This window comes from Paenibacillus sp. (assembly GCF_031177825.1).
Lineage (GTDB): Bacteria > Bacillota > Bacilli > Paenibacillales > YIM-B00363 > Paenibacillus_AE.
This window is the reverse complement of the sequence record NZ_JAPSKE010000008.1, coordinates 39,443-65,320: the sequence shown is the minus strand read 5'-3', so window position 1 is coordinate 65,320 and position 25,878 is coordinate 39,443. Positions and strand designations below refer to the sequence as shown.

The following is a 25,878-nucleotide window of genomic DNA, read 5'->3' as shown; positions in this document are numbered from 1 at the left end:
GCCCGCTTCCTTCCGTTCAACCTTGACCGATGACGACGGCCTTCCGCACCCCGTCCGCCGAGCGGACCCCCGCGACGAGCGCGTCGAGCGCCTCCGGTTCCGCTCCCGTCTCGACCGTCAGCACGACGTTCGCGACGCCTTGCAGCGGGATCGTCTGGTGGATCGTCAGCACATTGCCCTCGTAAGCGGCTACCATCGAGAGCACGCGGGACAAGACGCCGGAACGATGCTCGAGATCGATCGAGATCGTCACGATGCGCTCCCGTTCGAAGCGGCTGAGCGGGAAGATGCCGTCCCTGTACTTATAGTAAGCGCTGCGGCTGAGGCCCACCTGCTCGGTCGCTTCGTGCACGGTGGCGGCCAGTCCTCTGGCGAGCAGATCCTTGACCTGCAGCGTCTTGACCAGCGCTTCGGGCAAGATGTCGTCGCGCACGACGTAGAACGTCGCGGGCCGTTCCGGTTTCGCCGGCCTCGACTCCTTCGACTCCGTTCCCAACGCTCCATACCGTCCTCTCGGAGTAGACTGTTGTTTGCCCATAGTGGACATTATAACCGAGAGCGGCGAGCGGGGCAATAGGTTAACATGGCGAAAAAGAAAAGGCCGCCGCTCTTCTCGCGCGGCGACCGTCTCTACTCATGCTCGACGAATTCGAACTCGAAATCTCCGATCCGTACATAGTGCCCGTCCTCCGCGCCGCGCTTGCGCAGCTCGCGGTCGACGCCCATGCGCCGCATGATCGTCGCGAATCGCTGCACCGCGTCGTGAGACTCGAACTTCGTTCGCTTCGCGAGCCGTTCGATCGCTTCGCCTTCCACGATGAAGACGTCGTTCTCCCGGCGAATCTTGAAGCTTTCGTCCGCGCGGTCGTTCTCGAGCGTATATACCTTCCGCTCTTCCTTCTCCGGCGTCTCCTCGACGAGCGGCGCGGCCGGAATCGACTCCACCATCTCCGCCAACTGGAAGACGAGCTCCCGAATGCCTTGGCGCGTCGCCGCCGAGATCGGGAAAATCCGCATGTCTCCGTGTCCGTTCTCCGCCAGCTTCGCGCGGAATTCCTCGAGGAACAGCTCCGCTTCCGGCACGTCCATCTTATTGGCGACGACGATCTGCGGTCGCTCCTCCAACTTCGCGTTGTACAGCTTCAGCTCTTGGTTGATCGCGACCCAATCCTCGTACGGATCCCGACCTTCGGAGCCTGACATGTCGACGACGTGCGCGATGACGCGCGTCCGCTCGACATGACGCAGAAACTCGTGCCCCAGCCCGACGCCTTCGTGCGCGCCTTCGATGAGCCCCGGCAAGTCCGCCAATACGAACGACCGCCCTTCTTCGACGTCGACGACGCCGAGATTCGGGGTAATCGTCGTGAAGTGGTACGCGCCGATCTTCGGCTGCGCCGCGGACACGACGGAGAGCAGCGTCGACTTGCCGACGCTCGGGAACCCGACGAGCCCGACGTCGGCCATCACCTTCAGCTCGAGCACGACCCAGCGCTCCTGCCCCTCTTCGCCCTTCTCCGCGATATGCGGCGCCGGATTGTTCGCCGTGGCGAACCGCATGTTGCCGCGGCCCCCGCGTCCGCCCTTCGCGATGACGACCTCCTGGCCGTGGCGCGTCATGTCGGCGATGATTTCCTTGGTGTCGTCGTCGATGACGATCGTTCCCGGCGGCACGCGTACGATCATGTCTTCCGCGCCGGCTCCGTGCTGCGACTTATTCCGCCCCTTCTCGCCCCTCGGCGCCTTGAAGTGACGTTGGTACCGGAAGTCCATCAACGTCCGCAGTCCTTCGTCCACGCGGAAGACGACGTCCCCGCCGGGACCGCCGTCGCCCCCGGAAGGACCTCCTTCCGGTACGTACAACTCTCTGCGGAACGTCGCGACGCCGTCGCCGCCGTCCCCGCCTTTCACATACACTTTCGCAAAATCGACAAACATCGTTGTCCTCCTATTTTCCCAACGCGCTTGGAAGCCGGACCGTAACGGACGCCACGTCGGCGCCGAACGACGCTCGCAGCGAGCTTGCGGGCGCGAGCGGCCGCAGCTGCTTCCTTAGCTCGTTCACCGTACGCCGAAGCGCGCCCTCGGAATAAGCTCCTTGATATGTAAACATGATCGCCGCATCCGCCTGTTCGTTCGCGAAGGCGCAGGCGAGCGCGTTCTCCGTGCCCCGTTCGCCCTTCGCGGACGCCTCCTCGAAGCCGGCGATCAGCGACCTCACCGCAAGCTCGGCCGCGTCGGCGCCGGAACGCAGCTGGAACCGTTCGTCGATCGCAAGACGGAAGGCGAACGACCGCGCCCGGGCCCGTACCGTCAAGAGCGCTTCGACGAGTCCCGGCGATCCGAGCTTCGAGGTGCGGCTCTCTTCGGTCATCCTTTGTTTTAGCATTTCCACGCAGGCCGCTAATTTATCATATTTTCGCAATTGCATATATCCGACGATCATCTGAAGGTCGTTCAGCCAATCGTGTCTCGCGTGACTGAACGCGTCGATCCATAGCTGCCGCTGCTCGTCCAGCAGTCGGCTCTGCCGGTCTTGTTCCTCCGCGTGCTTCATCGCCAAAGCTCCTCGTCATCCCGATTGTTTCTCCCAGTATACCAAACTATTCCTCATCGGACAGTAAGAATCAGGAAATTCGAAACGAAGATCGAAACGCTTCCCGACAGCCTGCAAATCTTATCGGCGGCGAGCGAAAATGCCTTAACAGTAAGAAAACCCCGGCCGTTGGGCCGGGGTTCCATCGTATTTCTCTACAGGTCGAGGGAGCGATTAGCGCTCCACCGTCGCCGCTACCGGAGCGGTTTCGACCGGGTATACGCTGACCTTCTTGCGGTCGCGACCCCAGCGTTCGAACTTCACGACGCCGTCGATCTTGGCGAACAACGTGTCATCGGAGCCGATGCCGACGTTATTGCCCGGGTGAATCTTCGTGCCGCGTTGACGAACGAGAATGCTGCCGCCCGTCACCGTCTGGCCGTCCGCGCGCTTCACGCCGAGACGCTTCGCGATGCTGTCGCGACCGTTCTTCGTGGAGCCTACACCCTTCTTCGAAGCGAATAACTGAAGGTTCAATTTCAACATGGTGTCAACCTCCTTCATTCGTAATTTTGTTTGAGCCTTATATGTTTACCGTACGATTGTTCAATCGTCTGCAACATGACGACCATCGATTCCAACACCAGCTGCAGGGAAGCCGACTTCGGCTCCGGCAGTCCCTTCGGCACGGTTACGTCGAGCAGGCCCGATTCCATCAACGCCGATAATTCGACGCCGACGACCGCCTCCGCCGCGTTCACCGTTCCGACCGTCACCGCCGATACGCCCGCGCATACGATATCCTTGCCCGACTCCGCGAAGAGGGCATGCCCTTCGACCCGGAATCCGGTAATTCGTCTCGTATCGCGATCCCTGTCCACCCTCACGCGGATCAACGAGAAATCCTCTTAGCCTTGGATTTTCTCGATCGTAACCTTCGTGTACGGTTGGCGATGACCTTGCTTGCGGCGATAGTTCTTCTTCGCCTTGTACTTGAAGACGATGATCTTCTGACCGCGGCCGTTCTTCTCTACCTTGCCGGTAACCGAAGCGCCCGCTACGAGCGGCTCGCCGAGCTTGATTCCTTCGCCGTTGCCGACTGCCAGAACCTGATCGAACGTAACCGAATCGCCTTCGTTCGTGTCGAGCTTCTCGATGTAGATCACATCGCCCTCTTGCACTTTGTACTGCTTTCCGCCTGTTTCAATAATCGCGTACATCCTTGCACCTCCCTCGTATTGTAAGACTCGCCTCATCCCAGGTGGTTCGCCGCGAAAAGCGAACGCTTCGAGTACCCGACAAGCGCGGTGGTCGTCAGACGACGCACTTGAAGAGTATATCACAGGGCTAGTATCTACGTCAACGTAGAAGTCCTGATTTTTCCACGTCCCCCGCAAGCCTTGCACGGAACGAAGAACATCATGTCCTTCTGCTCCCGCACCTTCTTGCGCGTCATCTCCAGCAGCCCGAGCTTCGTCCAGCCGACGATGTGCGCTTTCGTGCGATCCTTCTGCACGGCGGTCTCGAGCGCGTCGATGATGCGCCGTCTGTTTTCCTCCAGCTCCATGTCGATGAAGTCGATGACGATAATGCCGCCGATATCGCGCAGCCGCAGCTGTCTCGCAATCTCTTCGGCCGCCTCCACGTTCGTCGTCAGCACCGTCTCTTCCAAATTCGTCGAGCCCGTGTATTTGCCGGTATTGACGTCGACGACGGTCAGCGCTTCGGTCTGGTCGATGACGACGTATCCGCCGCTGGCGAGCCACTGCTTCGGCTGCAGCGCCGCTTCCAGCTGCTCCTTCACGCCGTACGCCTCGATCGCGGATTTCTTCCCGTCGTGCAGACGGACTCGCTCCGTCAACTGCGGAGCGATGGAGCGGAGCATTCGCTTCGCTTCCTCCAGCAAGGCGGGTTGATCGACGACGATCTCGTCCATCTGCTCGGTGACGATATCGCGAATGAGGCGCGGCAGCAGCTCCACGTCGGCGTATACCTCGCTCGGCGCCGGGGCCCGCTTCGCCTTCTCCTCGATGCGCCGCCATCGCTCGCGCAGCATGTCCATGTCGCCGGCAAGCGCTTCGAAGCCTTCGCCGTTCGCCACGGTGCGCAGAATGACGCCTTCTTTGTCGCGGCACAGCCGCTCGCCGAGCGCCCGCAGCCGCTTGCGCTCATCTTCGTTGTCGATCTTCTTCGATAAGGCGATATATCCGGCTTCCGGCATGTACACGAGCCAGCGGCCCGTCAACGCGTAATGCGTCGTGACGCGGGCGCCCTTCGTGCCGACCGGCTCCCGAACGATCTGCACCAGCAGCTCGTCCCCCGCCCGCACAAGCGTATCGATCGACGGCTTCACCTTCGGCTGATGCTCCAGGTGAGCCGGCAGCAGATCGTCGATGTAGAGGAAGGCGTTCTTCTCGATGCCGATGTCCACGAACGCCGCCCCCATGCCCGGGAGCACGTTGACGACGCGGCCCTTATAGATGTTGCCGACGAGCTTGCGAACATTCGGCCGTTCCACGAAAAATTCGGTCAGCTTGCCGTCTTCTAGCAGCGCTACGGTCGTTTCGTCCCGGTGACCGTGAACCACGATTTGTTTCAAGGAACACGTTCCCACCTTTATGTTTTGCGAATATCCATTTTATTCTACATGAAAAGTTCGGTCACTGCACGGTTTTGCTCTTCCGTCGCGTAACGCGGCGCCCAGCGCTCCTCGGGCACGACCGCGAGCACGCGTCCCGCGCGAGTCGCCACCACGAACCGATGCAGCCGCTCGCGCCGCAGCAGCCGGGATACCGATTGCAGCGTGTCCTCGGGCTCGACGAAAATCGGGTGCTCCTCCGCGCCGCGCTTCGTCCACTCCCTCACTCTCGCAGCCCGTCCTAGAAGGAATCGCGTGAACCGATACGGCGCCGTTCGGTATTCATACCAATTCGCATAAAGCAGAAAACCGCCGATGACCGCGGCGCTCGTCATCGCGCCTTCCCCAAGCCGCGTCGAGGCGACGCCGACGAGCCCCGCGCTGGCGATCAGCGACCAGAACGTGGTCGCCTTCAGCGTCTTATAGAACGGCAGCGCGTACCCGACGGCTACGCGAAGCAGCTTGCCGCCGTCGAGCGGGAGAATCGGCGCGAGATTGAACAGCATCAGCGTCAGGTTCGCCTGCGCGAAATACGTCGTCCAGGCGTGGGTCCAGACGCCCGCCGCCGTCATGGCGTACGCGAAGCCGATCATCGCGAGATTCATCGCGGGACCGGCGATCGCGACGAGCGCCTCCTCCCGTGCGGGTATCGATCCGTCCTCGTCGGTGACCGCTACGCCGCCGAACGGCGTGAGCAGCACCTCGCGCACTCGCCAGCCGAGCTGCTTCGCCATCGCCGCATGTCCGATTTCGTGAATGAGCACGATGCCGAACAAGGTGACGATTTCGAGAAAGCGACCGGTCGCCGCCGACAACAGCAGCAAGAGGACGAACAGCGGATGAAGGCGGAAGCGGACGCCCAGCCATCGATCAAAGCGCGACGACATCGGCCGGATCGACGAAGCTGTTTCCTTTTTTCACGGCGAAGTACAACAAGCCCCCGGCTTCCCCCGGCCCCGACGAGCGAACCGCGCCGATGCTGTCGCCCGCCTCGACCCAATCGTCCTTCGCGACCTTAATTTCTCCGAGGTACCCGTATACCGTCTCCACGCCGTCCGGATGGCGCACGACGACCGTCTGTCCGGTCTCCTGCGTCTCCCCGGCGTAAATGACGAGTCCCTCGTCCATCGAGGCGACCATGGATGCCGACGCCCTCACGACGACGCCCGCCCCCGAGCGGATGCCGCCGAACGGCTCGACGACGCTGCCGGTCACCGGCGCGATATACGCGCGGCCGATCCCGGCGCCGACTTGCTCCGCTTCCGCTTGCTGACGATCCATCGCCGGAACGAACGACGGCAGCTCGCCGAATCGTTCCTCGTACCACGCGTACACGTCGTCCAGCCGCTGCTCTTCGGTCAGCGCCGCCCGGACGAACGCCTGTCCCTCGGCCACGACCGGATGCTCCCATTGAAACATCGCCCATACCGAAGCGAACAGCACGGCGGCGGCGACCGCTTGGAACTTGATCGTCCCGTCCACGCGGGAAGACGAAGTCCTCCAAGGATTCCCCCGGATGTGCCATGCGTATTCGGGATCTTCCTGCATCCGTCGCTCGTGCTCGAGCTTCTCCAGCCAGTCGGAATTTCGCCGGCCATCGCCGGGATCTTCCCCGTTCAGAATATGTTGAATGCGCTGCTGCCTTCTTTTACGCAGATCGTCCATGCCGTTCTCCCCCGTTTCCTTCCTCTCCCCAGCGGAAAAGACAAGTTGGTTTGTACTATATTTATGAGTTGTCCCACCCGGATATGAAAAAAACGCCCGAATCCCCTAGGGGACCCGGACGTTCTGCCGATTCGGTCAAGTCATCTCGTCGAGCGGTTGATCGGCATGCACGCGGATGCTGAGCGCGAGTCCGATCGACAACATGTTGATCAGGAGGGAGGAACCGCCGTAAGAGACGAACGGCAGCGTTATGCCCGTCAGCGGCAAGATGCCGAGAAACATGCCGATGTTCTGGAAGATTTGGAAGACGAACATCGAAACGATGCCGATGATGATGTAGGCTCCGCCCGCGTCGCCGCTCTGAATCGAAATCAAGATGAGCCGGTAGATGAGCAAGAAGTACAGCAGCAGGAGCACCGAAGCGCCCATGAAACCGAACTCCTCCCCGACCACGACGAAGATCGAATCGGAATACGTGTAAGGAATGAAATTGTTGTGCACGGACGTGCCCTGCAAGTACCCTTCGCCGAACAGCGCGCCGGACCCGATCGCCCGCACGGAATTGTCCACTTGGTACGTCTGGTCGTCCGATGCGTTCTCCGGATCGAGGAACGCGTCGATGCGGTCCATCCAATGGCCGGAGCCGTGCTCCTCGAGGAACGTCTCGATCGGATCGTGGTACGTCTCGATCAGGGACATCGCCCCCGCCACGGCGCCCGCGGCGAGCGCAAGGCCGAGCAGCACGTGAAGGTACTTGATGTTGGCGATCCACAGCATGCCGACGAGGATGACGACGTAGATGATCGCGTTGCCGAGGTCCGGCTGAATGACGACCCATACGAACGGAATGAACACGATCAGTCCGACGGGAACGACGTCCCGCCACAACTCCAGCGGCTCGCCCTGCTTGCGGGAGAGGAAATACGCGAGCATGACGATAATGGACAGCTTCGCGAATTCCGCCGGCTGCACGCTCTGTTCGATGCCCGGGATAATGAACCATCCGCGGGCGCCGTTAATGATCGCGCCGAAGAAATAAACCGCGGCGAGGCTGGCGACGCCGATGCCGTATATATAGATAGCGAACTTTAGAAGGATTCGGTAATTGAGCATCGCCGTTCCGAGCAGCACCAGCAAGCCGAGTCCGTAAAACTGCAGATGGCGCAGATGCATGCCTTCGAACGCCGGCTTGCTGTGCACGGCGCTGTAGACGATGAACGTGCTGAACGACATGAACGCGATCAGAATGGCGAAGATCGCCCAATCGACGCGCTTTAATTTCTTTAATAAGATCATCGGTTCCCGCTTTCGTTCTTCGCCTTAACCGGCGAAAAACTTCTTAATGCGTTGAAGGACGCCCAACTTTTGGTGAAGCGGCATGAGCGGCACCGTATCCCCGAGAATGCGGCGGGCGATGTTGCGGTACGCGATCGCGGCGCGCGAGTCGGGATTCATGACCGTCGGCTCCCCGTTGTTCGCCGCCTTAATGACGTAATCGTCGTCCGGCACGAGACCGAGCAAGTCGATCGCGAGCACCGCGCACACTTCGTCGATATCGAGCATGTCCCCGTTCTTCAACATATGGGGACGGATCCGATTGATGATCAGCTTCGCGTCGACCTTGTCCTTCTCGAGCAGTCCGATGATCCGATCCGCGTCGCGGACGGCGGACTTCTCCGGCGTCGTCACGACGATCGCCCGGTCCGCGCCGGCCACGGCGTTCTTGAAGCCCTGCTCGATGCCGGCCGGGCAGTCGATGATGACGTAATCGTGTTCCTTCTTCAATTCGAGCACGACGTCCCGCACCTGCTCCGGAGACACGGCGTTCTTGTCCTTCGTCTGCGCCGCGGGGATCAAGTACAGCTCATCGAAGCGCTTGTCTTTAATGAGCGCTTGATTCAGCCGGCAGCGCCCTTCGATGACGTCGACAAGATCGTAGATGATGCGGTTTTCCAGGCCCATGACGACGTCCAGGTTTCTCAGTCCGATATCGGTGTCGAGCATGCACACCTTCTTCCCGAGCAGCGCGAGCGCCGTGCCGACGTTCGCCGACGTGGTCGTCTTGCCGACGCCGCCCTTCCCCGATGTGACTACGATCGCCTCTCCCATGAGGATCACTCTCCTTCGCTAGTGCTTCAGTTGCGGCCGGATGCGGTGCAACTGGTGAATCTTCTCGATTTCCATGACGCCCTCGCGCAAATACGCGAATTCCATGAATGCCTCTTGGAAGCCCCATTCGTCCGGCGGCCGCGAGACGACCCCGGCGATGCGCAGCTGAGTCGGCCGCAAATACGAAGCGGCGATGATCGCGCCGTCGTCCCCGTCGACGCCGGCATGCGCGAGCCCGCGAAGCGAACCTAAAATCAGAATGTGTCCGGTCGACGTAATCGTGCCGCCCGGATTGACGTCTCCAAGCAGCAGCACGTCCCCGTCGTGATGCAGCGTCTGGCCGGAGCGGACGATGCCCGTAATCGTCTTCATCGCCGGCAAGAGAGGCAGAGCCGAGGACGACTCCTGCGAATCGCTGACGATCGACTGAACGAGTAAATTGCCGCGGAAGGCGAACGCCTCCTTCAGCGCGGCTTTCGTCTCGTCGGTCGACGGGCGCTTGCCTAGCCTGACGTGCACATGCACGATCGGGCCCGTCAGAAATTGACTGTGCGTATGCTCCAGCTTATGACTTAAGTCCGACAACACGTCCGGTAACGGAGCCGCGTCGTCGAGCACGAAAAGCAGGCCTTCTTTAACCCCTTTGATCGTAACGAGCGATTTTGTCGTGGACATATGAGACGGCGAGCCTCCCTTTCAACCTATACCATTTCTGCTTTCGTCTGCGAAACTCCTGCCCGGCTCGCTATTCATCGTCGGAATCCCGTTCCGACCTCGGAGCTTCGAGCCACTTTCGCGCAGGAATGTAGAGCGCTAAAGCAAGAAACAGGCTGATTAGGATGCTAGGGAGCATCCCGTGAACGAACATCCAACCGAAGTCGCTGTCCGTCACGCTGAAGAGCCGATAGATGGCATACGTCGAAGTCTCGTATAACAGCAAAGCGGATAATTGGATGAGAAATACGGAAAACAAGCTTACGAGATTCGGCCGAATCAGGAGGCCGGCCACGTAAGCCGCGAGCCCGTAAGCGAAGGCGTTCACGCCGATCATATGCCCGTAAAATTGAACGTCCTGCAGCAAGCCGAACGCAAGACCGTACGCCAAGCCGATATGGCGGTTCGTAAAGACGGATATATACACGGTCGATATAAGCACCAGCTTCGGATAAATCGACAGTTCGCTCCGCCACGTAAGCGGCGTAACCCAAGGCAGCAGCGAGCTCTCGAGCAGGAAGAAGAACAGCAGCGTCAACGTCAGCAGCATCCACTTGAGCGTCGAAGCGTTACTCAAGGCCCGGCACCTCGACGACGAACACTTCCCGCAGATGGCTGAATTGCGCGGCCGGCTCGATCGTAGCGGTGTGCGTCAATCCGAAATCGCCGACCTTCCGGTCGATGACGGTGCCGATGACGATGCCTTCCGGGAACAGCTCGCCGAGGCCGGACGTCACGATCACGTCGCCCTCTTTCAGCTCGTCGTTCTGGTCGATCTTCGTCATGAGCAGCGTCCCTTCCTCGGCATTGTAGTTCTCCACGATGCCGAACGACTCGCTCTCCCTGCCTTGCACGGTCGCGGCGAAGCCCCTGACGCCGCCCTCTTCGCCGTTCAGATCGGTGATGAGCTGCACGTTGGAAGTGAACGGCGTGACGCGGACGATGCGTCCGATCAAGCCGTCGACCGTCATGACCGCCATGTCCATCCGAATGCCGTCGCGCTCGCCGAGATTGATGCGGACGACGCGATTATACCGATCCGGACTTTCCGAGATGACCTCGGCGATCCGGTATGTATATTCATGCGACCGCTTCTGCCGTTCCGTGAATCCGAGCTCTTCCTTCAAGCGTTCGTTCTGCGCCTCGAGATCGTTCAGCCTTGCGGTGTCGCGGGCGTATTGCGAAAGCGTCAGGCGCAGCGCCTGGTTTTCCTCGTATACGGTCTTGAGGCGCCGAACGTCTTCGAAGAAGCCGGCGACCGAGCGAACCGGCTTATACACAAGTCCTTGCCCGAACGCCACCGTGTCGGCGACGAACTTTTCGGGCCAGGTGGCGCCCCCTCTCACGCTGAGGCTGAACCCCATGATCGCGATGAAAAACATAATCGCGGCAAGCAGTAAGAACAGCCGCTTATTCCCCATAAATTTAAACATCGTTCCCCATGCATCCCCTCACCGCTTGGCCGTGCGTCGCCAAGGAACGGCCGACGCCCTATCTGCGCGAACGGGAAGTCGGCCCCGACCTTGTTTTGAATAGATGAATGTTCTCGAGCGCCTTCCCGGTGCCGATCGCGACGCAATCGAGCGGATTCTCCGCGACGACGACCGGCATGCCCGTCTCCCTGGCGAGCAGCTTGTCGAGATTGCGAAGAAGCGCGCCGCCGCCCGTAAGCACGATGCCGCGGTCCATAATGTCGGCCGACAGCTCCGGCGGACACTTCTCTAGCGTCACCTTGACCGCGTCGACGATCGCCCCGACCGTGTCCGCCAGCGCTTCCGTCACCTCGTCGGCGGAGACGCTGATCGTCTTCGGCAATCCCGTCACGAGATCGCGGCCGCGAATTTCGATCGTCGGCGGCGGCTGCATCGGCAGTGCCGAGCCGATCTCCATTTTCATCTGTTCGGACGTCCGCTCCCCGATCATCAAGTTATAAGTTCGCTTAATGTACTGGATAATCGCGTCGTCCATCTCGTCGCCGGCGACGCGGATCGACCGGGACGTCACGATGCCGCCCAGCGAGATGACGGCGACCTCCGTCGTCCCCCCGCCGATGTCCACGACCATGCTGCCCGTGGGCTCCCATACCGGGAGGTTGGCGCCGATCGCCGCCGCGAACGGCTCCTCGATCGTGTACGCTTCCTTCGCGCCGGCTTGCCGCGTCGCGTCCTCCACGGCGCGCTTCTCCACCGCCGTAATGCCGGACGGCACGCAAACCATTACGGACGGATGGCGAGGGAACAGCGAGCGCTGCTTCTGCGCCTGGCGGATGAAATATTTAATCATCGTAGCCGTCGTGTCGAAGTCGGCGATGACGCCGTCCTTCATCGGACGCACGGCGCGAATGTTGCCGGGCGTCCGGCCGATCATGCGCTTCGCTTGCTCGCCGACGGCTTCGATCGTTTTCGTATCGGTGCGCAGGGCGACCACGGAGGGTTCCCTGACGACGATTCCTTTGCCTTTCACGTACACGAGCGTGTTCGCTGTCCCGAGATCGATCCCGAGATCCTTCGTGCTCAAACCGCCGAACATGTAGGTAACTCCCTTCTACTCCACCCGAAGTAAGACAATCTTTTTAATTATAACATTAGGGTGCCTAGGCTTTGCAAATGACCCAAGCCTCGCTACGCTCTGCGCATGTACTGTCGGATGTTCTCCGCCGATTTCGACCGCGGCCCCGCGGACGTCGAGTCGGACTTTCTCCGACTGCACTGCCCTTACGTCCTTCGCCGATGCCTCCTCCCTACAGGTCGCCTCGTTCCTTCATACTGACGTACCGACGGTCTCCGATGATCACATGGTCCAAGACTTCGATACCTATAATATGACCCGCCTCCGTCAACCGATTCGTCAATTGAATATCTTCGGGACTGGGCGTCGGGTCCCCGCTAGGATGGTTGTGCACGCAGATGACCGAAGCGGCGCTTCGCTTCACCGCCGCGCGGAACACCTCGCGCGGGTGCACGATCGCCGCGTTCAGGCTGCCGACCGACAGCGTCTCCCGTCCGACGACGCGGTTCTTCGTATTCAAGAACAACACGACGAAGTGCTCCTGCTGCAAGTACCGCAAGTCTTCCATCACCAGCGTCGACACGTCCGCCGGAGACCGGATGATCGGCGACGGCTCCAGCTCCGTGCGCGCCATGCGCCTCCCCAGCTCCAACGCCGCCAGCAGCTGCAGCGCCTTGGCGGGACCGACGCCGCGCCGCTCGCACAGCTGCTCGACGGTGCGGTCGGCCAGCCCCCGAAGGCCGCCGGATTCGGTCAAGAGCCGCTGCGCCAACGTCACGGCGGACTCGCTGCGCGTACCCGTCCGCAGCAAAATCGCGAGCAGCTCGCTGTTGCTCATGCCCGACGCTCCGTTCCGCAGCATTCGCTCCCGGGGCAGCTCGTCTTCCGGCACCTCCCGCAGCATCATCGTCTCCATCGTCCGCATCCCCTTCCCTCGCAAAAAAGTAACCAAATTATAAGAGAGGGAACGCCGAAGAACAATGGCGCGCGACGGATAACGGAAAAACTTTCCGTTATCCGCGCGCGCCGACGAAGCGCCTTACAATACGCGCCACCCGAAGTCGCGCTCCAACAAATCCGCCGCAAGCGACACCGGCAAGCCTACGACCGTAAAATAGTCTCCGTCCATCCGCTCGACGAGCGAAGCGCCGTAGCCTTGGATGGCGTACGCTCCCGCCTTGTCGCTCGGCTCGCCGGTAGCGATATAATTCCGGATGCGCCGCTCGTCCATCGGCTTCATCCAGACGCGCGTCATCCGATGCGCCACGGACCGGCCGCCCGTCGCCGCATTCACCAGCGCCAACCCGCTGTATACTTCATGCGGCCGTCCTTGCAACGATCTCAGCATGTCCGCCGCGTCCTCTTCGTCGCGAGGCTTCCCCAACACGCGTCCGCCGGATACGACGATCGTATCCGAGCCGACGACGATGCCGCCCGCCCCTTCGGGAAGACGCTCCAGCACGACCAACGCCTTGCGCAGCGACAGCTCCTCCACGATTTTCGCCGGCGTCCACCCGTCTTCGACGCTTTCGTCGGCGTCGCTCGGCACGACCTCCACCGGATAGCCGAGCAGCCGGATCAATTCCTGCCGTCTCGGCGAGGAGGAGGCCAAGATCAACGTTTTCCGTTCCGTCATCGATTCGTCCCGCCTCTCCTTATACTTTTCGATAAATCCAAAACGCGCCGGCCAATCCGAGAATGCTCGCCAAATTTAGTGTAACCGCGAATTTCATGTCGTATCGAACAACTTGCAAATCGGCCTTCGGCTCCCAGCGAATCTCCGCGGACTTCGTCAGGAACGACAGCCACGGCACGTCCGCGAGCAGCTGAGCCAAAATCGTGCCGGTCAACAAACCGACGACCAAAAACACGATCAAGGTGAGGTTGTTCTTCTTCATGCGTCACCGAACCTTCCGTCTCTATAGCGTCTATTATATCGCGATCCGGCGGCGCGAGAGAACAAAAAGCGACGAAGTATCGAGATAAATAGTACATCTTACCTGATTACAATCGATACTTAACCTATTAAAATAATTGGCAGGAGGGATTTTACTTGAAAAGATTCATAGCCGCTGTCGCGGTCGCCGCCAGCCTCTTCGCCTCTCCGTACATAGGACAGGCCGCCAAAGTCGTCGTCGATCCCGGCCATGGGGGAAGCGATCCCGGCGCCGTCGGTATTAACGGATTATACGAAAAATCGGTCAATAACGAAATCGCCTACCGATTGAGAGACATATTGATAGAAAAAGGGTACGAGGTCGTCATGACGCGAAACGCGGACAAGACGCTGTCGCTGCAAGCGCGCGTAGAGATCGCCCGCGCCGCCGACGCCGATCTGTTCGTCTCGGTTCACGCGAACGCGCACCCGTCCAAGGACGTCCGCGGCACGATGGTGCTCTATCACGACGCCGCGAAGCCGAACCCGGATTATCCCGCCAGCGACGAAATGAAGGCGTTAAGCCCCCAGAGCCGCCACCTCGCGCAGCTCGTCCAGTCGTCCGTGCTCGAGCAGGTGCCGAACACGGACCGCGGCCTGCTGCAGAGCTCCGCTTACGTCGTGCGCATGGGCAACATCCCGAGCGTGCTCGTCGAGACGGCGTTCCTCTCTAACGCGCAGGACGCCAAGCTGCTGGCTTCGTCCTCCATCCGGGCGAAATACGCGACGGGCATCGCGAACGGCATTGTGAAGTTCTTGCCGCCGACGTTCAGCGACATCGGCAAGCATTGGGCGAAGGATTCGATCATCCGCCTGAACGGACAAGGCATCGCCGACGGCTATAACGGAAAATTCAACCCGGATCAGCCGCTGACCCGCGCCGAACTGATGGCGTTCGCGGAGCGCGCGTTCGGATTCGCCGGAGCGAAATCCGAGGTGACGCTGGCCGAGTTCGACGGTTCGGACACGGTGACCGAAGCGGTCTACGACGAAGAAGACGCGTCCGCATCGCCGGCGGTTCCGGAAGAGACGCCCTCGTTCGGCGACCTGCCGGATTGGCATTGGTCGTACGCCGTCATGAAAGAAGCGGTGGAGAGCGGCATCCTCCGCGGCTACCCGGACGGAACGATCCGGCCGGATGCGCCGGTGTCCCGCGCGGAGGTCGCCGTCGTGCTCGATCGACTGATTGGCGCGTCGCAAACCGGCGGAAACCCGAGCTCCTCGTTCAAGGACGTCACCTCGAAAAACTGGGCGTATTCGTCCATCATGCGCCTCAGCAGCCTCGGCATCGTCAACGGAGTCGCCGAGCGATTGTACGGCCCCGACCGGAACGTGACGCGGGCCGAGATGGCGACGATGGTCGACCGCCAGCTGACGCGCGGCCATCTCGAACAATAAGCAGAGGATAAAGAAGGGGCTGTCCTTAGGGACAGCCCCTTCTTTATCCGCTCAAGCCGCTTACATCGTCGCGATCGTCATCAGCAGCTGCTTCTCGGCGATCACGTAATCCATCAACGCGCTCTGCGCGCTCCACAGATACGCGTGATCCGGATGCGCCGCGTATTCCTCGACGGCGACGATCGCGTTCCGCACGGCGTCGTCCATCCGCTTCAGCATCGGCTGCGCATCCGCCGGCAATCCTGCCGAAGCCGCCGGAGACAGCTTCGACAACGCCAGATGCTCCGTTTGGAGCTTCTCCAGCGTAGCCTTCTCGGGTGCGACCGGCTCGTCGCCTTCGAGGTGCACCATCGTCAAGTCGCCGATGATGCGCACCATGTCGCTTCCCTTAGTCACGTAGTCGCCCAGCGCTTCGGCCGAACCGTCGGCCCAGCGCACCTGCGCGACCTTCGGCAGCTCATAGGGCTTTACGTACACTTCGACGCCCTGCGCCTGCAGCTTCACGCCCGCCCGAAGCGCCGAGTCCCGATTGGACGAGACGCCGGCGTAAACGAAAAATCCGTCGCCTTCTTCGATCGTCGCGGCAAGCCCCTTGCTCTTCATATCCGCGGCAAGCGTGCGGGCCGCCTCGAGCGTCTCGAACTTGCCGTTCTGCAGCAGGAACATGCGGCGCTCCGGCAGTTGGACATCGGCGGTCGCCATCTCGGCGACGGCGCCGGCGTCGCCCGCAGTCGGCGCCTCGCTCCCGCCCGTCCCCCCGGTAGGGTCGCCGTCCGCCGGAGCGTCCGCGCCTTCCTCCTGGGCGGCGCCGGATTCGCCGACGCCCGGGAGCGCGGACGAAGGCGGATCGCCGACGAAGAAGTTCAAGACGAACGAACCGAACAACACTCCCGTCGCGATCGCCCCGACGACCGAAGCCGCGACCTTCCACCACGCCGGACCGTCTTGGGGCCGGCGGCGCGCCGCGGACGCCCTTGCGGCGCGAGGCGGCGGCTCGGAGACGCCGGGCCAATAGCCCGCTTCCCCGTCGACCTCCTCCTCCTCGTCTCGCGAGAGGCGCTCGTACAACCTCCGCGCTTCCTCGGGCGAGTACCGCGGCGGGGCCGCGCGGCCCCGCTCCCCGGAGCGCCCGCGAGGGCGCTCCGACGCGGGCTCCGGCTCGTACGCGTCGGTCTCCCGGATGAGCCGCTCCAGCTCGTCCGCCTCCGCGCTCGACGTATCGTTCCAAGCGCCGTAATCGTACGGATACTCGGCGTCGATCCGCCGCGCCGGAGGCGTCGAAGACGGCTTCGGCCGCTCTTCGAGCACGACCGGTTCATCGGATACCTGGAACTCGTAATGACGAAGCGGAATGACGTTGGAAGGCGGCTCCTTCGCCTCCCGCGCCGTTCCGTTCTCCGCATCCTTCTCCGGCTCTTCCGCGACGTTCGTCTCCGACGCGACGAGCTCCCGATGCCGATCGATCGGCGCTTCGCCGGCTTGTCCCGCCGCCGCGCGCCGCGTATTTTCAAAACGAAAAGTCATTCTCGCTTTACTCATAACGTCTCGCTCCCTTGTCCATTCTCCCTACCAACATATGATAGAGGGAGCGAGATTATGAGCTTTTCTTCGAACGAGAACGCGAAATTATTTCGCTTCGGCCCTTTTCCGCAGCGTGGCGGAAAGCTCCTTCGCGACTTTCCAGATGTCGCCCGCGCCCATCGTCAGCACGAGATCGCCCGGCGCGACGGTACGCTCCAAATGCTCGAGCACCTGCTCCTTCGTCGAAATATGCGTTACGTTCGCGTTGGAGTTTTCCCGGATGAGCTCCGTCAGGCGCGCCGCCGAAATCCCTTCGATCCGCTGTTCGCCGGCCGGCGAATAGATGTCGACGATAATGACCTCGTCGGCTTCGCCGAACGAACGGCTGAACGCGTCGAGCAAATAAAACGTCCGCGTATACCGCTGCGGCTGGAATACGGCCACGATCCGCTTGCCGGTCGCCTTCGCCGCGGCGATCGTCGCCACGATCTCCGTCGGGTGATGCGCGTAATCGTCGATGACGAGCACGTCGTTCACGTCGCCGAGCACCTGGAACCGCCGCTTCGCTCCGCTGAATTCGGTCAGCGCCGCCGCCGCTTCCGCGAACGGCACGCCCGCCTCGAGACAGACGATGAGCGTCGCCAGCGCGTTCAGCACGTTATGATGACCGGGCACGCTGAGCGTGACGCGGCCGAGCGCCGTTCCGCGGCGCAGCACCGTAAACTCCGCCTTCCGGTCCCCGAGCGAGATGTCCGTCGCCCGGAATTCCGCGTCCGGGTGCGTTCCGTACGTAACGAGCTCCGCCGACACGTCGGGCAACAGGCCCGCGAGTTCGGGATCGTCCAGACAGACGACCGCCTTCCCGCCTTCCTTCACTTGGCTGAGGAAGCGCGCGTAAGCGGCTTTCAGCTTGGCGAAGTCGCCGTCATAGTTTTCCAGATGGTCCGCTTCGATGTTGGTGACCACCGCGAGCGTCGGATAATATTGAAGGAACGATCCGTCGCTCTCGTCCGCTTCCGCGACGACGAAATCGCCCTTGCCCGCCTTCGCGTTGCTGCCGACGTTCATGATTTCCCCGCCGATGATGTAGGTCGGATCGACGCCGGTGCTCTCCATGACGAGCGCGATCATCGACGACGTCGTGGTCTTGCCATGCGCGCCGGCGACCGCGACGCCCTTCTTCGCGTTCAGGAGCCGCGCGAGCATCTGCGAGCGGTGAATGACGGGAATGTTAAGCGATTCCGCGGCGACCCTCTCCACGTTGTCCTTGGACAGCGCCGTAGAGTACACGACGAGATCCGCGCCTTGCACATGCCCGGCCTCGTGGCCGATGAACACCTTCGCGCCCTTCTGCGCCAGCTTCTCCGTCAATTCCTGCTCCGCGACGTCGGAACCCGACACGCGATAGCCCATTTCCAGCATGACTCTGGCGATGGCGCTCATCCCGTACCCGCCGATCCCGATGAAATGCACATGCTGCTCGGATGTACTCATGTGTCTCACCAACCTTTTTCGCTGTTCGGCAAATTCAAAACCCGGGAGCGGGCATCCGACAAAAAATACAACGAGCCCGATACCACGATCAAATCTTCCGGTCCGGCTTCCCGCACGGCGCGGTCAAGCGCCGCCTTCCAGTCCGGCTCCGCCGTGACGGAGAGCGCCGCGCCGGACGCGTCGCGCCACGCCGCAGCCGTCTCCGCGAGCTCGACGGCGGGCATTTTCTTGAAAAAATCCGGTTCCGTTACAATCAGTGTATCCACAATAGGTAGTATATGCCGTAAATATTCCGGATGATTCTTGTTCCGGAGCATCCCGAGCACAAATACGATCTTGCGATACGTATAGACGGACCGCAGCGTGTCCGCCAGCGTCTTCGCTCCGTCCGGGTTATGCGCCCCGTCCAACAGGATGCGCGGCTCGCGCGATACCATCTCGAGGCGCCCCTTCCAGGCCGTTCGGGCGAACGCCGCATACAGGTCCTCGTCGTCGACGATGATCGCGTAGTACTGGCGGAGCACCTCCAGCGTCATGAGGGCGAGCGCCGCGTTCGCCTGCTGATGCAGGCCGTCCATCGTAATCGCGACGTTCGGCAGCGCCCGGAACGGGCCTTCGAAGTCGAACGTCTGCCGCCCCTCCTGCACCTCGCGCGTTTCGTATCGGAACTGCTTCCCGACCTCGTACAGCGTCGCCTTCCGAGCCGCCGCCGTCTCTCGGACGACCGCCGCCGCTTCCTCGTTCATAGCGGTCGAGACGACCGGCACGCCCGGCTTGATGATGCCCGCCTTCTCCCGCGCGATGTCCGGAATCGTCTCCCCCAGCACGTCGGTGTGATCGAGCCCGACATTCGTAATGACGGACACGAGCGGCGCGACGACGTTCGTCGAATCGAGCCGTCCGCCCATGCCCGTCTCCCATACGACGAGGTCCGGGTACGCTTCCGTCGCGAAGTACACGATGGCGATCGCCGTGCTGAGCTCGAACATGCTGAGCGCGCCGTGCAGCGGCTCCAGCTCGTCGGCGAGCGGCTTGATCCGATTCGCGATGGAAAGCACCGACGCTTCCGGAATGTCTTCGCCGTTCACTTGAATGCGGTTCGTATATTTCTCGAGATAAGGCGACGTGAACGTCCCCACCTCGTATCCTGCGCTTTGCAGCGCCGCGGCGAGGAACGCGCAAGTCGAGCCCTTGCCGTTCGTTCCCGCCACATGGATGAATTTCAGCCGGCGATGCGGCGACTCCAGGCGCTCGAGCAGCGCCTCCATCCGCTCGAGCCCCGGCTTCATGCCGTGCAACGGCATTAGCTTCGTGATCCATTCCAACGCTTGACCGTAGCTATCGAACATCGCCGATTACCCCTTCAACTCGGCGATTCGCGCGAGCACCTTCTCGCGTTTGTCCGCGTAGTCGTTCATCTTCGCCTTCTCTTCCTCGATGACGGACGCCGGCGCCTTCGCGACGAAGCCCGGATTGGCAAGCTTCTTCTCGACGCGCTCGACTTCCGCATGCAAGGTCTTCAGCTCTTTCTCGAGCCGCGCGACCTCTTGCTCGATGTCGATCAGGCCCGCGAGCGGCAGGAACATCTCCGCGCCCGTCACGATCGCGCTCATCGCCTTCTCCGGAGCTTGCGCCTCTATCGCGATCGTTAAAGACGACGTGTTGCAGAACCGCTCGACGTAATGGCGGTTCGCCTCCAAGATGCGTTGCGTCTCTTCCGTCGCAGGCTTGACGATCATCTCGATCTTCTTGCTCGGCGGCACGTTCACCTCGGCGCGCACGTTGCGGATCGAGCGGATCATCGCCATGAGCAGCTCCATCTCGGCGACTTGCGACGGGGCTTCCCACTTCGCGTCCGGCTCGGGCCATGCGGCGAGCGTGATCGTCTCGCCGGCCTCCGCCCCGCGCGGTAGATGCGACCAGATTTCCTCGGTAATATACGGCATGAACGGGTGCAGCAGCCGCAGCGTCCGATCGAGCACGTACGCGAGCACCGTCTGCGTGCGGGCTTTCGATTCCGCGTCGCCGCCGTACAGCGACAGCTTCGCGAACTCGATGTACCAATCGCACAGATCGTCCCAGATGAAATCGTACAGCGCGCGGCCCGTCTCGCCGAATTCATAGGCGTCGAGGAGTCGCGTCACGTTCGCCGCGGCTTCGTTCAAGCGATGAAGAATCCACCGGTCCGCCGTGGACAGCTTCGCGATCGTCGCTTCGTCGAGCTCCTTCGCCTCGAAGCCCTCTAAGTTCATCAGCGCGAAGCGCGACGCGTTCCAGATCTTATTCGCGAAGTTGCGGGCCTGCTCCACGCGCTCGAAGCGGAAGCGCAAGTCTTGCCCCGGCGTAATGCCGGTCGACAGCATATACCGCATCGCGTCGGCGCCGTATTGGTCGATGACCTCGAGCGGATCCACGCCGTTGCCGAGCGACTTGGACATCTTCCGGCCCTCCGCGTCGCGCACGAGCCCGTGAATGAGCACGTCCTTGAACGGGTTCCGATCGGTGAATTCGAGCGCGGTAAAGATCATTCGGGCGACCCAGAAAAAGATAATGTCGTACCCCGTCACGAGCACGTCCGTCGGGTAATATTTCTTGAAATCCGGCGCGTCCTTCTCCGGCCAACCGAGCGTCGAGAACGGCCAGAGTCCCGAGGAAAACCACGTGTCGAGCACGTCGTTGTCCTGCTCGAGCTTCGTTCCGCCGCAATGAGAGCACGCGGACGGATCGTGCGATGCGACCGTCGGCTCGCCGCAGTCTTTGCAGTACCAGGCCGGAATGCGGTGTCCCCACCAGAGCTGGCGGGAGATGCACCAGTCGCGAATATTTTCGATCCAATTCAAATACGTCTTCTCGAAGCGGTCCGGCACGAAGTTGACGCCTTCGCCCGACTTCTGCTGCGCGATGGCGCGCTCCGCGAGCGGCTGCATCCGCACGAACCACTGCGTGGACAAATACGGCTCGACGACGGCGCCGGAGCGCTCGCTGTGACCGACCTGATGCGTATGCTCTTCGACCCGCAGCAGCACGCCGAGCTCCTTCATGTCCGCGACGATGGCCTTCCGGCATTCGAAACGGTCCATGCCGTTGTACTTGCCTGCGTTCGCGTTCATCTTGCCGGATTCGTCCATGACGAGAATTTGCGGCAGATCGTGACGCAGACCGACCTCGAAGTCGTTCGGGTCGTGCGCCGGCGTAATTTTGACCGCGCCGCTGCCGAACTCCTTCTCGACGTATTCGTCGCCGACGATCGGAATTTCCCGACCGAGAATCGGCAGCACGAGCGTCTTGCCGATGAGGTGCTTGTAGCGTTCGTCCTCCGGATGCACCGCCACCGCCGTATCGCCGAGCATCGTCTCCGGACGCGTCGTCGCGACCGTCAGATGCCCGGAGCCGTCCTTCAGGGGGTACTGCAAATGATAGAGGCCGCCTTGCACTTCCTTATACTCGACCTCGATATCCGACAACGCCGTCCGCGCCGCCGGATCCCAGTTGATGATTTTCTTGCCGCGGTAGATGAGTCCCTTCTCGTACAGGCGGACGAACACTTCCCGCACCGCGTTCGACAAGCCTTCGTCCAGCGTGAACCGCTCGCGGGAGTAGTCCAGCGACAACCCCATCTTGCTCCATTGATAACGGATCGTCTTCGCGGACTGCTCCTTCCACTTCCAAACTTCCTCGAGGAACTTCTCCCGCCCGAGGTCGTACCGAGTGACGCCTTCCTCGCGCAGCTTCGCCTCGACCTTCGCCTGCGTCGCGATGCCCGCATGGTCGGTGCCCGGCAGCCACAACGCGTCATAGCCTTGCATCCGCTTCGCGCGCACGAGGATGTCTTGCAGCGAGAAGTCGAGCGCGTGCCCGATATGCAGGACGCCCGTCACGTTCGGCGGCGGAATGACGATCGTATACGGCTTCGCATCCGGCCGTTTCCCCGCTTCGAAGTATCCTCTCTCGATCCATCGATCGTACCATTTGCTCTCCGCCGTCTTCGGATCGTACGTCGTCGGCATGCCTTGATTCGTCGTTTCGCTCATCCGTAAACTCCTCCTTGAATCGTACCCTTCCCGCGTCGAAATAAAAAAACCTTCCGCCCCTGATTTCTCAAGGACGAAAGGTTCGCTTCCGTGGTACCACCTTAATTCCGCGCCTGTCGCAGCCCATCCGGACGCGAAAGTCCGTATGTGCGTACGCGCCGGCACGGCGCTCTGCCCGCGATAACGGTCGGGGACCGGCCGGCACTTGCCGTATATCGGCGTCATGCAAGCGACTCCGGGGCGACTTCGGCAGCGCGCGGATCCCTGCGGAACCTTCCAGCGAATGCCGGCTCCGCTCTCTGAAGGGGGCTGACTGCGTACTCCTCCCGTTCCAAGTCATTCGGTTCATGTCATCTTCTTCGGGAATTGCTCATATATTCCATATGATACCCGCTAATCAAGCCGGAGTCAAATCGCGAGGAGCGCTCGCCGCGCGCGAAGGAAAGGGGGGACGCCCGTGCCTCGTTGGTGGTGGAAGGTGCGTTACGGCGTGAAGTCGGTCATGCTGCCGCTGATTTGCATCCAGTTCGTGCGAACGCTCATTTTGCCGAACCCGCTCGATGTCTTCATTTTATTCTTGTTTTTCCTGGCGTACCTGGGCTTCCTGCTTAACTTTTATTGATCCTTACGAACTTTGGAAAACGAAACGAAGCCCCCCGCCGCCGGCTCGAACGAGCGCGATGGCGAGGGGCTTCGTTTCGGTTCGCCTACGGAATGTAGACGATCTGCCCTTCTTGCAAATATTGGTCGTTGATGCGGTTATACAGCATCAGCTCGCGGACGTTCTTCTGGTACCGATCCGCGATCGTCTCGATCGTGTCTTCCTTCTGGGCGATGCACATGCGCACCTTGCGGAACGACGGCACGTCGGCGTTCGACTGCAGGAACAGCTTCTTCCACTCGAGGCGGTCCTTGCCCTCGGCGGTTTCGGCCGCCGCGCCCGACTGCGGTGGTGGTTCTTGCCGCTTCTCCGCTTCGGTCGTTTGGGCCGCTTGGGCCGCTCCCGCGCCGGCCATCGACATGATCGCGTTCACGCCGATCGGCGCTTGAGCGCTCTCGGGCGACTTGCCGGAGAAGGCGATCTTAATCTCCTGCTTCTCGGGCGCGGGCGCCTCTTCGAGCTCTTGTACGGCTTCCATTGCCTCTACGGCCTTGGGCTCCTCGTTCGGCTCGGCGTTCTCCGCGGCCGAGATCGTCGCCGGCGCTTCGGCCTGCGGCTCGTTCGGTTCCAGGGACGCCGCTTCGGGCTCGTTCGCCGCGGAGACCGCCGCCTCGTTCGGCGCCGAAAGCGGGATCGGCTCGGGCTCGGGCGCTTCCGCCGCGGCCGCCATAGAAGGCGCAGGCTCAGGCGCAGACGTTGGTGCCGGCGGGCTCGGCTCCACGCGGTGCGTAAAGACGACCTCCTCTTCTTCGCGCCAAGCGGGCTCGGGCGGGCTCGCCGTCTCGATGCCGCCGAGCGACAGAACGCCGGTCACGTTAAGGCTTCTCGGGGATAACAAGTCCACGTCGAAATTTTCGATCTCGACCCGGATGGCGTTCACGTTCTCCACTCGGCTGAGCGGCAGCGTGATTTCCACCGGGATGCGATGCGTCAGCCGCTCCTCCTCGTTCCGCGTCTCGCCCTCTCCCGCGTATGTACCCGACAACACCAAATACCCCTTCAATACCGCTTGTTCTCCTTGCGCGACAACACTGATTTCCGGCGTCAGCTCGATGCCGTTGATTTCCTTCACGCCGATCGTATTGTCAGGAAGATGAACGCGTTCGTAAATGTCGAACCGCAATCCGGATGCCTGTTGGGACAAGATGTTTCCTCCCTTCGCAAAATGACTCATCACTATGTATATGGGCCAAGCGATGCCGTCATGCCTGAAAAAAGAAGAAATCCCGACAATGCCGGACCGGCGGCTCAGTCATACAAAAAAAACCGGCGGGAGCTCCGCCGGTTGCCGCCTTCGTATCGCTATTCTTGTTTCAAAGCCTCGTAATGCGCTTCGATCGTACGTTCGATGTCTTCGTCCGAATGCGCCAGCGACACGAACATGCCTTCGAACTGCGACGGCGCGATGCTGACGCCGCGGTCGAGCAGTCGGCCGAACACGCGGGCGAACCGCTCGAGATCCGACGTCTTCGCCGTCTCGTAATCGACGACCTTCGCGTCCGTGAAGAACGGACATACCATCGAGCCGACGCGATTGATCGTGCTCGGGATGCCGAGCTCGCGGGCGTTGCGCGCGAGACCTTCCTCGAGACGCGCCGACTTCCGTTCCAGCTCCTCGTAGACGCCCGGCCGCCCCAACAGCCGCAGCGTCGTCAGTCCGGCCGCCATCGCCAGCGGATTGCCCGACAGCGTCCCCGCTTGATAGATCGGACCGCTCGGCGCGATCCTCTCCATAATGTCGCGGCGACCGCCGTATGCGCCGACCGGCAGGCCGCCGCCGATGACCTTCCCCATGCACGTCAAGTCCGGCGTAATGCCGTACAGCCCCTGTGCCGAGTTCAGATGCACGCGGAAGCCCGTCATGACCTCGTCGAAAATGAGCAGCGCCCCATACTGCGTCGTCATGGAGCGGATCTCCTCCAGAAAGCCCGGCAGCGGCGGTACGACGCCCATGTTGCCGCCGATCGGCTCGATGATGACGGCCGCGATCTGTTCGCCGTACTTCTCGAAGGCGAGCCGCAGCGACGCCGCGTCGTTATACGGCACGGTGATCGTATGCTCCGCCACGCCGGCCGGCACTCCCGGGCTGTCCGGCAGACCGAGCGTGGCGACGCCGGAGCCGGCCTTGATGAGCAGCGCGTCGGCATGGCCGTGGTAGCTGCCTTCGAACTTCACGATCTTCGAACGGTTCGTGTAGCCGCGGGCGAGTCGCAGCGCGCTCATCGTAGCCTCCGTTCCGGAGTTGACCATGCGCACGACCTCGACGGAAGGCATCCGTTCGCAGACGAGCTCGGCCATGGCCGTCTCGCGCTCCGTCGGCGCGCCGAAGCTCGTCCCGCGCTCCGCCGCCTCGCGAATCGCCGCGAGCACCTCGGGGTGGGCGTGTCCCAAGATCAGCGGCCCCCAGGAACCGACGTAATCGATGTATTCGTTGCCGTCGATGTCGTAGATGCGCGAACCTTCGCCTCGATCGACGAAGAACGGCGCGCCGCCGACCGATCGGAACGCGCGAACCGGGGAATTGACCCCGCCCGGGATGATTCGCTTCGCCGCTTCGAACGCCGCCTGCGACCGGGACGTACTTCTGGATTGACCGTTCATGCCGAAATCCTCCTATCCTTTCCTGAACCGCCTATGGTAAAATAATACCGACTTTCTAAACCAGAG

General features: G+C 61.8%; 26 protein-coding genes. 2 read left to right on the top strand and 24 right to left on the bottom strand.

Annotated features, from left to right (window positions below; translation table 11 throughout):
• Positions 1-16 precede the first annotated feature (16 nt).
• The 18 genes from RIN49_RS11840 to RIN49_RS11755 all read right to left on the bottom strand — a co-directional run bounded on the left by RIN49_RS11840 (position 17) and on the right by RIN49_RS11755 (position 14,068).
• Positions 17-496, bottom strand: coding sequence for an ACT domain-containing protein (locus tag RIN49_RS11840; protein WP_309120380.1), 480 nt, complete (start codon positions 494-496; stop codon positions 17-19).
• A 134-nt stretch (positions 497-630) separates the two neighbouring features.
• Positions 631-1,938 (bottom strand): GTPase ObgE, encoded by a 1,308-nt coding sequence (gene obgE / locus RIN49_RS11835; RefSeq protein WP_309120379.1) that lies wholly within the window; start codon positions 1,936-1,938, stop codon positions 631-633.
• Between the two features lie 10 nt (positions 1,939-1,948).
• Entirely contained in the window at positions 1,949-2,557 is a 609-nt protein-coding gene (locus tag RIN49_RS11830; RefSeq protein ID WP_309120378.1) for a Spo0B domain-containing protein, read from the bottom strand.
• Positions 2,558-2,770: 213 nt separating this feature from the next.
• The gene (gene rpmA, locus RIN49_RS11825; protein WP_138192857.1) at positions 2,771-3,082 is read right to left on the bottom strand and encodes a 50S ribosomal protein L27; all 312 of its coding nucleotides are present in this window, start codon (positions 3,080-3,082) and stop codon (positions 2,771-2,773) included.
• A gap of 14 nt (positions 3,083-3,096) precedes the next feature.
• On the bottom strand, positions 3,097-3,432 hold the full coding sequence (locus RIN49_RS11820) for a ribosomal-processing cysteine protease Prp (RefSeq protein ID WP_309120377.1): 336 nt from the start codon (positions 3,430-3,432) through the stop codon (positions 3,097-3,099).
• A gap of 12 nt (positions 3,433-3,444) precedes the next feature.
• On the bottom strand, positions 3,445-3,756 hold the full coding sequence (gene rplU, locus RIN49_RS11815) for a 50S ribosomal protein L21 (protein ID WP_138192855.1): 312 nt from the start codon (positions 3,754-3,756) through the stop codon (positions 3,445-3,447).
• Positions 3,757-3,890: 134 nt separating this feature from the next.
• Positions 3,891-5,135: an Rne/Rng family ribonuclease gene (locus RIN49_RS11810; protein WP_309120376.1), complete on the bottom strand. Its 1,245-nt coding sequence runs from the start codon at positions 5,133-5,135 to the stop codon at positions 3,891-3,893.
• Positions 5,136-5,179: 44 nt separating this feature from the next.
• Positions 5,180-6,061, bottom strand: coding sequence for a M50 family metallopeptidase (locus tag RIN49_RS11805; RefSeq protein WP_309120375.1), 882 nt, complete (start codon positions 6,059-6,061; stop codon positions 5,180-5,182).
• Positions 6,045-6,839 (bottom strand): peptidoglycan DD-metalloendopeptidase family protein, encoded by a 795-nt coding sequence (locus tag RIN49_RS11800; RefSeq protein ID WP_309120374.1) that lies wholly within the window; start codon positions 6,837-6,839, stop codon positions 6,045-6,047. The genes RIN49_RS11805 and RIN49_RS11800 overlap by 17 nt, the downstream gene beginning before the upstream one ends.
• 135 nt (positions 6,840-6,974) lie before the next feature.
• Positions 6,975-8,135, bottom strand: a complete 1,161-nt coding sequence (locus tag RIN49_RS11795; protein WP_309120373.1) for an FtsW/RodA/SpoVE family cell cycle protein — start codon at positions 8,133-8,135, stop codon at positions 6,975-6,977.
• Positions 8,136-8,159: 24 nt separating this feature from the next.
• Positions 8,160-8,948 (bottom strand): septum site-determining protein MinD, encoded by a 789-nt coding sequence (gene minD / locus RIN49_RS11790; RefSeq protein ID WP_309120372.1) that lies wholly within the window; start codon positions 8,946-8,948, stop codon positions 8,160-8,162.
• A gap of 18 nt (positions 8,949-8,966) precedes the next feature.
• On the bottom strand, positions 8,967-9,623 hold the full coding sequence (locus tag RIN49_RS11785; RefSeq protein ID WP_309120371.1) for a septum site-determining protein MinC: 657 nt from the start codon (positions 9,621-9,623) through the stop codon (positions 8,967-8,969).
• Positions 9,624-9,693: 70 nt separating this feature from the next.
• Positions 9,694-10,239, bottom strand: a complete 546-nt coding sequence (gene mreD / locus RIN49_RS11780; protein WP_309120370.1) for a rod shape-determining protein MreD — start codon at positions 10,237-10,239, stop codon at positions 9,694-9,696.
• Entirely contained in the window at positions 10,232-11,095 is an 864-nt protein-coding gene (mreC, locus tag RIN49_RS11775) for a rod shape-determining protein MreC (RefSeq protein ID WP_309120369.1), read from the bottom strand. The genes mreD and mreC overlap by 8 nt, the downstream gene beginning before the upstream one ends.
• A 58-nt stretch (positions 11,096-11,153) precedes the next feature.
• Positions 11,154-12,191: a rod shape-determining protein gene (locus RIN49_RS11770; protein ID WP_138192846.1), complete on the bottom strand. Its 1,038-nt coding sequence runs from the start codon at positions 12,189-12,191 to the stop codon at positions 11,154-11,156.
• A 211-nt stretch (positions 12,192-12,402) separates the two neighbouring features.
• Complete coding sequence (radC, locus tag RIN49_RS11765; RefSeq protein ID WP_309120368.1) at positions 12,403-13,086, bottom strand: RadC family protein; 684 nt, start codon at positions 13,084-13,086, stop codon at positions 12,403-12,405.
• Between the two features lie 123 nt (positions 13,087-13,209).
• Entirely contained in the window at positions 13,210-13,806 is a 597-nt protein-coding gene (locus RIN49_RS11760) for a Maf family protein (RefSeq protein ID WP_309120367.1), read from the bottom strand.
• A gap of 19 nt (positions 13,807-13,825) precedes the next feature.
• Positions 13,826-14,068 carry a DUF4321 domain-containing protein gene (locus tag RIN49_RS11755; protein WP_309120366.1) on the bottom strand — a complete coding sequence of 81 codons (243 nt, stop codon included), beginning with the start codon at positions 14,066-14,068 and terminating at the stop codon, positions 13,826-13,828.
• Positions 14,069-14,223: 155 nt separating this feature from the next.
• Here RIN49_RS11755 and RIN49_RS11750 point away from each other — a divergent pair, with 155 nt between their 5' ends.
• Positions 14,224-15,504: an N-acetylmuramoyl-L-alanine amidase gene (locus RIN49_RS11750; RefSeq protein ID WP_309120365.1), complete on the top strand. Its 1,281-nt coding sequence runs from the start codon at positions 14,224-14,226 to the stop codon at positions 15,502-15,504.
• A 60-nt stretch (positions 15,505-15,564) separates the two neighbouring features.
• Here RIN49_RS11750 and RIN49_RS11745 read toward each other — a convergent pair whose 3' ends face one another.
• The 4 genes from RIN49_RS11745 to RIN49_RS11730 form a co-directional block, all read right to left on the bottom strand.
• On the bottom strand, positions 15,565-17,043 hold the full coding sequence (locus RIN49_RS11745) for an SPOR domain-containing protein (protein WP_309120364.1): 1,479 nt from the start codon (positions 17,041-17,043) through the stop codon (positions 15,565-15,567).
• 87 nt (positions 17,044-17,130) lie between these two features.
• A complete protein-coding gene (gene murC, locus RIN49_RS11740) occupies positions 17,131-18,519 on the bottom strand; it encodes a UDP-N-acetylmuramate--L-alanine ligase (protein ID WP_309120363.1) in 1,389 nt (462 codons plus the stop codon).
• Positions 18,520-18,524: 5 nt separating this feature from the next.
• Positions 18,525-19,868: a bifunctional folylpolyglutamate synthase/dihydrofolate synthase gene (locus RIN49_RS11735; RefSeq protein WP_309120362.1), complete on the bottom strand. Its 1,344-nt coding sequence runs from the start codon at positions 19,866-19,868 to the stop codon at positions 18,525-18,527.
• A gap of 6 nt (positions 19,869-19,874) precedes the next feature.
• On the bottom strand, positions 19,875-22,550 hold the full coding sequence (locus RIN49_RS11730; protein ID WP_309120361.1) for a valine--tRNA ligase: 2,676 nt from the start codon (positions 22,548-22,550) through the stop codon (positions 19,875-19,877).
• 457 nt (positions 22,551-23,007) lie between these two features.
• Here RIN49_RS11730 and RIN49_RS11725 point away from each other — a divergent pair, with 457 nt between their 5' ends.
• Positions 23,008-23,172 (top strand): hypothetical protein, encoded by a 165-nt coding sequence (locus RIN49_RS11725; RefSeq protein ID WP_309120360.1) that lies wholly within the window; start codon positions 23,008-23,010, stop codon positions 23,170-23,172.
• Between the two features lie 85 nt (positions 23,173-23,257).
• On the opposite strand, the gene RIN49_RS11720 is transcribed toward RIN49_RS11725, so the two are convergent.
• Both RIN49_RS11720 and hemL read right to left on the bottom strand, forming a co-directional pair.
• The gene (locus tag RIN49_RS11720) at positions 23,258-24,355 is read right to left on the bottom strand and encodes a LysM peptidoglycan-binding domain-containing protein (protein ID WP_309120359.1); all 1,098 of its coding nucleotides are present in this window, start codon (positions 24,353-24,355) and stop codon (positions 23,258-23,260) included.
• Positions 24,356-24,513: 158 nt separating this feature from the next.
• Positions 24,514-25,812, bottom strand: coding sequence for a glutamate-1-semialdehyde 2,1-aminomutase (hemL, locus tag RIN49_RS11715; RefSeq protein ID WP_309120358.1), 1,299 nt, complete (start codon positions 25,810-25,812; stop codon positions 24,514-24,516).
• Positions 25,813-25,878 lie beyond the last annotated feature (66 nt).

What these genes read in the sequence shown, in the direction of transcription:
- obgE (WP_309120379.1), bottom strand. Translation starts at nt 1,938, where the DNA reads ATGTTTGTCGATTTTGCGAAAGTGTATGTGAAAGGCGGGGACGGCGGC.
- RIN49_RS11830 (WP_309120378.1), bottom strand. Translation starts at nt 2,557, where the DNA reads ATGAAGCACGCGGAGGAACAAGACCGGCAGAGCCGACTGCTGGACGAG.
- rpmA (WP_138192857.1), bottom strand. Translation starts at nt 3,082, where the DNA reads ATGTTGAAATTGAACCTTCAGTTATTCGCTTCGAAGAAGGGTGTAGGC.
- rplU (WP_138192855.1), bottom strand. Translation starts at nt 3,756, where the DNA reads ATGTACGCGATTATTGAAACAGGCGGAAAGCAGTACAAAGTGCAAGAG.
- RIN49_RS11805 (WP_309120375.1), bottom strand. Translation starts at nt 6,061, where the DNA reads ATGTCGTCGCGCTTTGATCGATGGCTGGGCGTCCGCTTCCGCCTTCAT.
- RIN49_RS11800 (WP_309120374.1), bottom strand. Translation starts at nt 6,839, where the DNA reads ATGGACGATCTGCGTAAAAGAAGGCAGCAGCGCATTCAACATATTCTG.
- RIN49_RS11795 (WP_309120373.1), bottom strand. Translation starts at nt 8,135, where the DNA reads ATGATCTTATTAAAGAAATTAAAGCGCGTCGATTGGGCGATCTTCGCC.
- minD (WP_309120372.1), bottom strand. Translation starts at nt 8,948, where the DNA reads ATGGGAGAGGCGATCGTAGTCACATCGGGGAAGGGCGGCGTCGGCAAG.
- RIN49_RS11785 (WP_309120371.1), bottom strand. Translation starts at nt 9,623, where the DNA reads ATGTCCACGACAAAATCGCTCGTTACGATCAAAGGGGTTAAAGAAGGC.
- mreC (WP_309120369.1), bottom strand. Translation starts at nt 11,095, where the DNA reads ATGTTTAAATTTATGGGGAATAAGCGGCTGTTCTTACTGCTTGCCGCG.
- RIN49_RS11770 (WP_138192846.1), bottom strand. Translation starts at nt 12,191, where the DNA reads ATGTTCGGCGGTTTGAGCACGAAGGATCTCGGGATCGATCTCGGGACA.
- radC (WP_309120368.1), bottom strand. Translation starts at nt 13,086, where the DNA reads ATGGAGACGATGATGCTGCGGGAGGTGCCGGAAGACGAGCTGCCCCGG.
- RIN49_RS11760 (WP_309120367.1), bottom strand. Translation starts at nt 13,806, where the DNA reads ATGACGGAACGGAAAACGTTGATCTTGGCCTCCTCCTCGCCGAGACGG.
- RIN49_RS11755 (WP_309120366.1), bottom strand. Translation starts at nt 14,068, where the DNA reads ATGAAGAAGAACAACCTCACCTTGATCGTGTTTTTGGTCGTCGGTTTG.
- RIN49_RS11745 (WP_309120364.1), bottom strand. Translation starts at nt 17,043, where the DNA reads ATGAGTAAAGCGAGAATGACTTTTCGTTTTGAAAATACGCGGCGCGCG.
- murC (WP_309120363.1), bottom strand. Translation starts at nt 18,519, where the DNA reads ATGAGTACATCCGAGCAGCATGTGCATTTCATCGGGATCGGCGGGTAC.
- RIN49_RS11735 (WP_309120362.1), bottom strand. Translation starts at nt 19,868, where the DNA reads ATGTTCGATAGCTACGGTCAAGCGTTGGAATGGATCACGAAGCTAATG.
- RIN49_RS11730 (WP_309120361.1), bottom strand. Translation starts at nt 22,550, where the DNA reads ATGAGCGAAACGACGAATCAAGGCATGCCGACGACGTACGATCCGAAG.
- hemL (WP_309120358.1), bottom strand. Translation starts at nt 25,812, where the DNA reads ATGAACGGTCAATCCAGAAGTACGTCCCGGTCGCAGGCGGCGTTCGAA.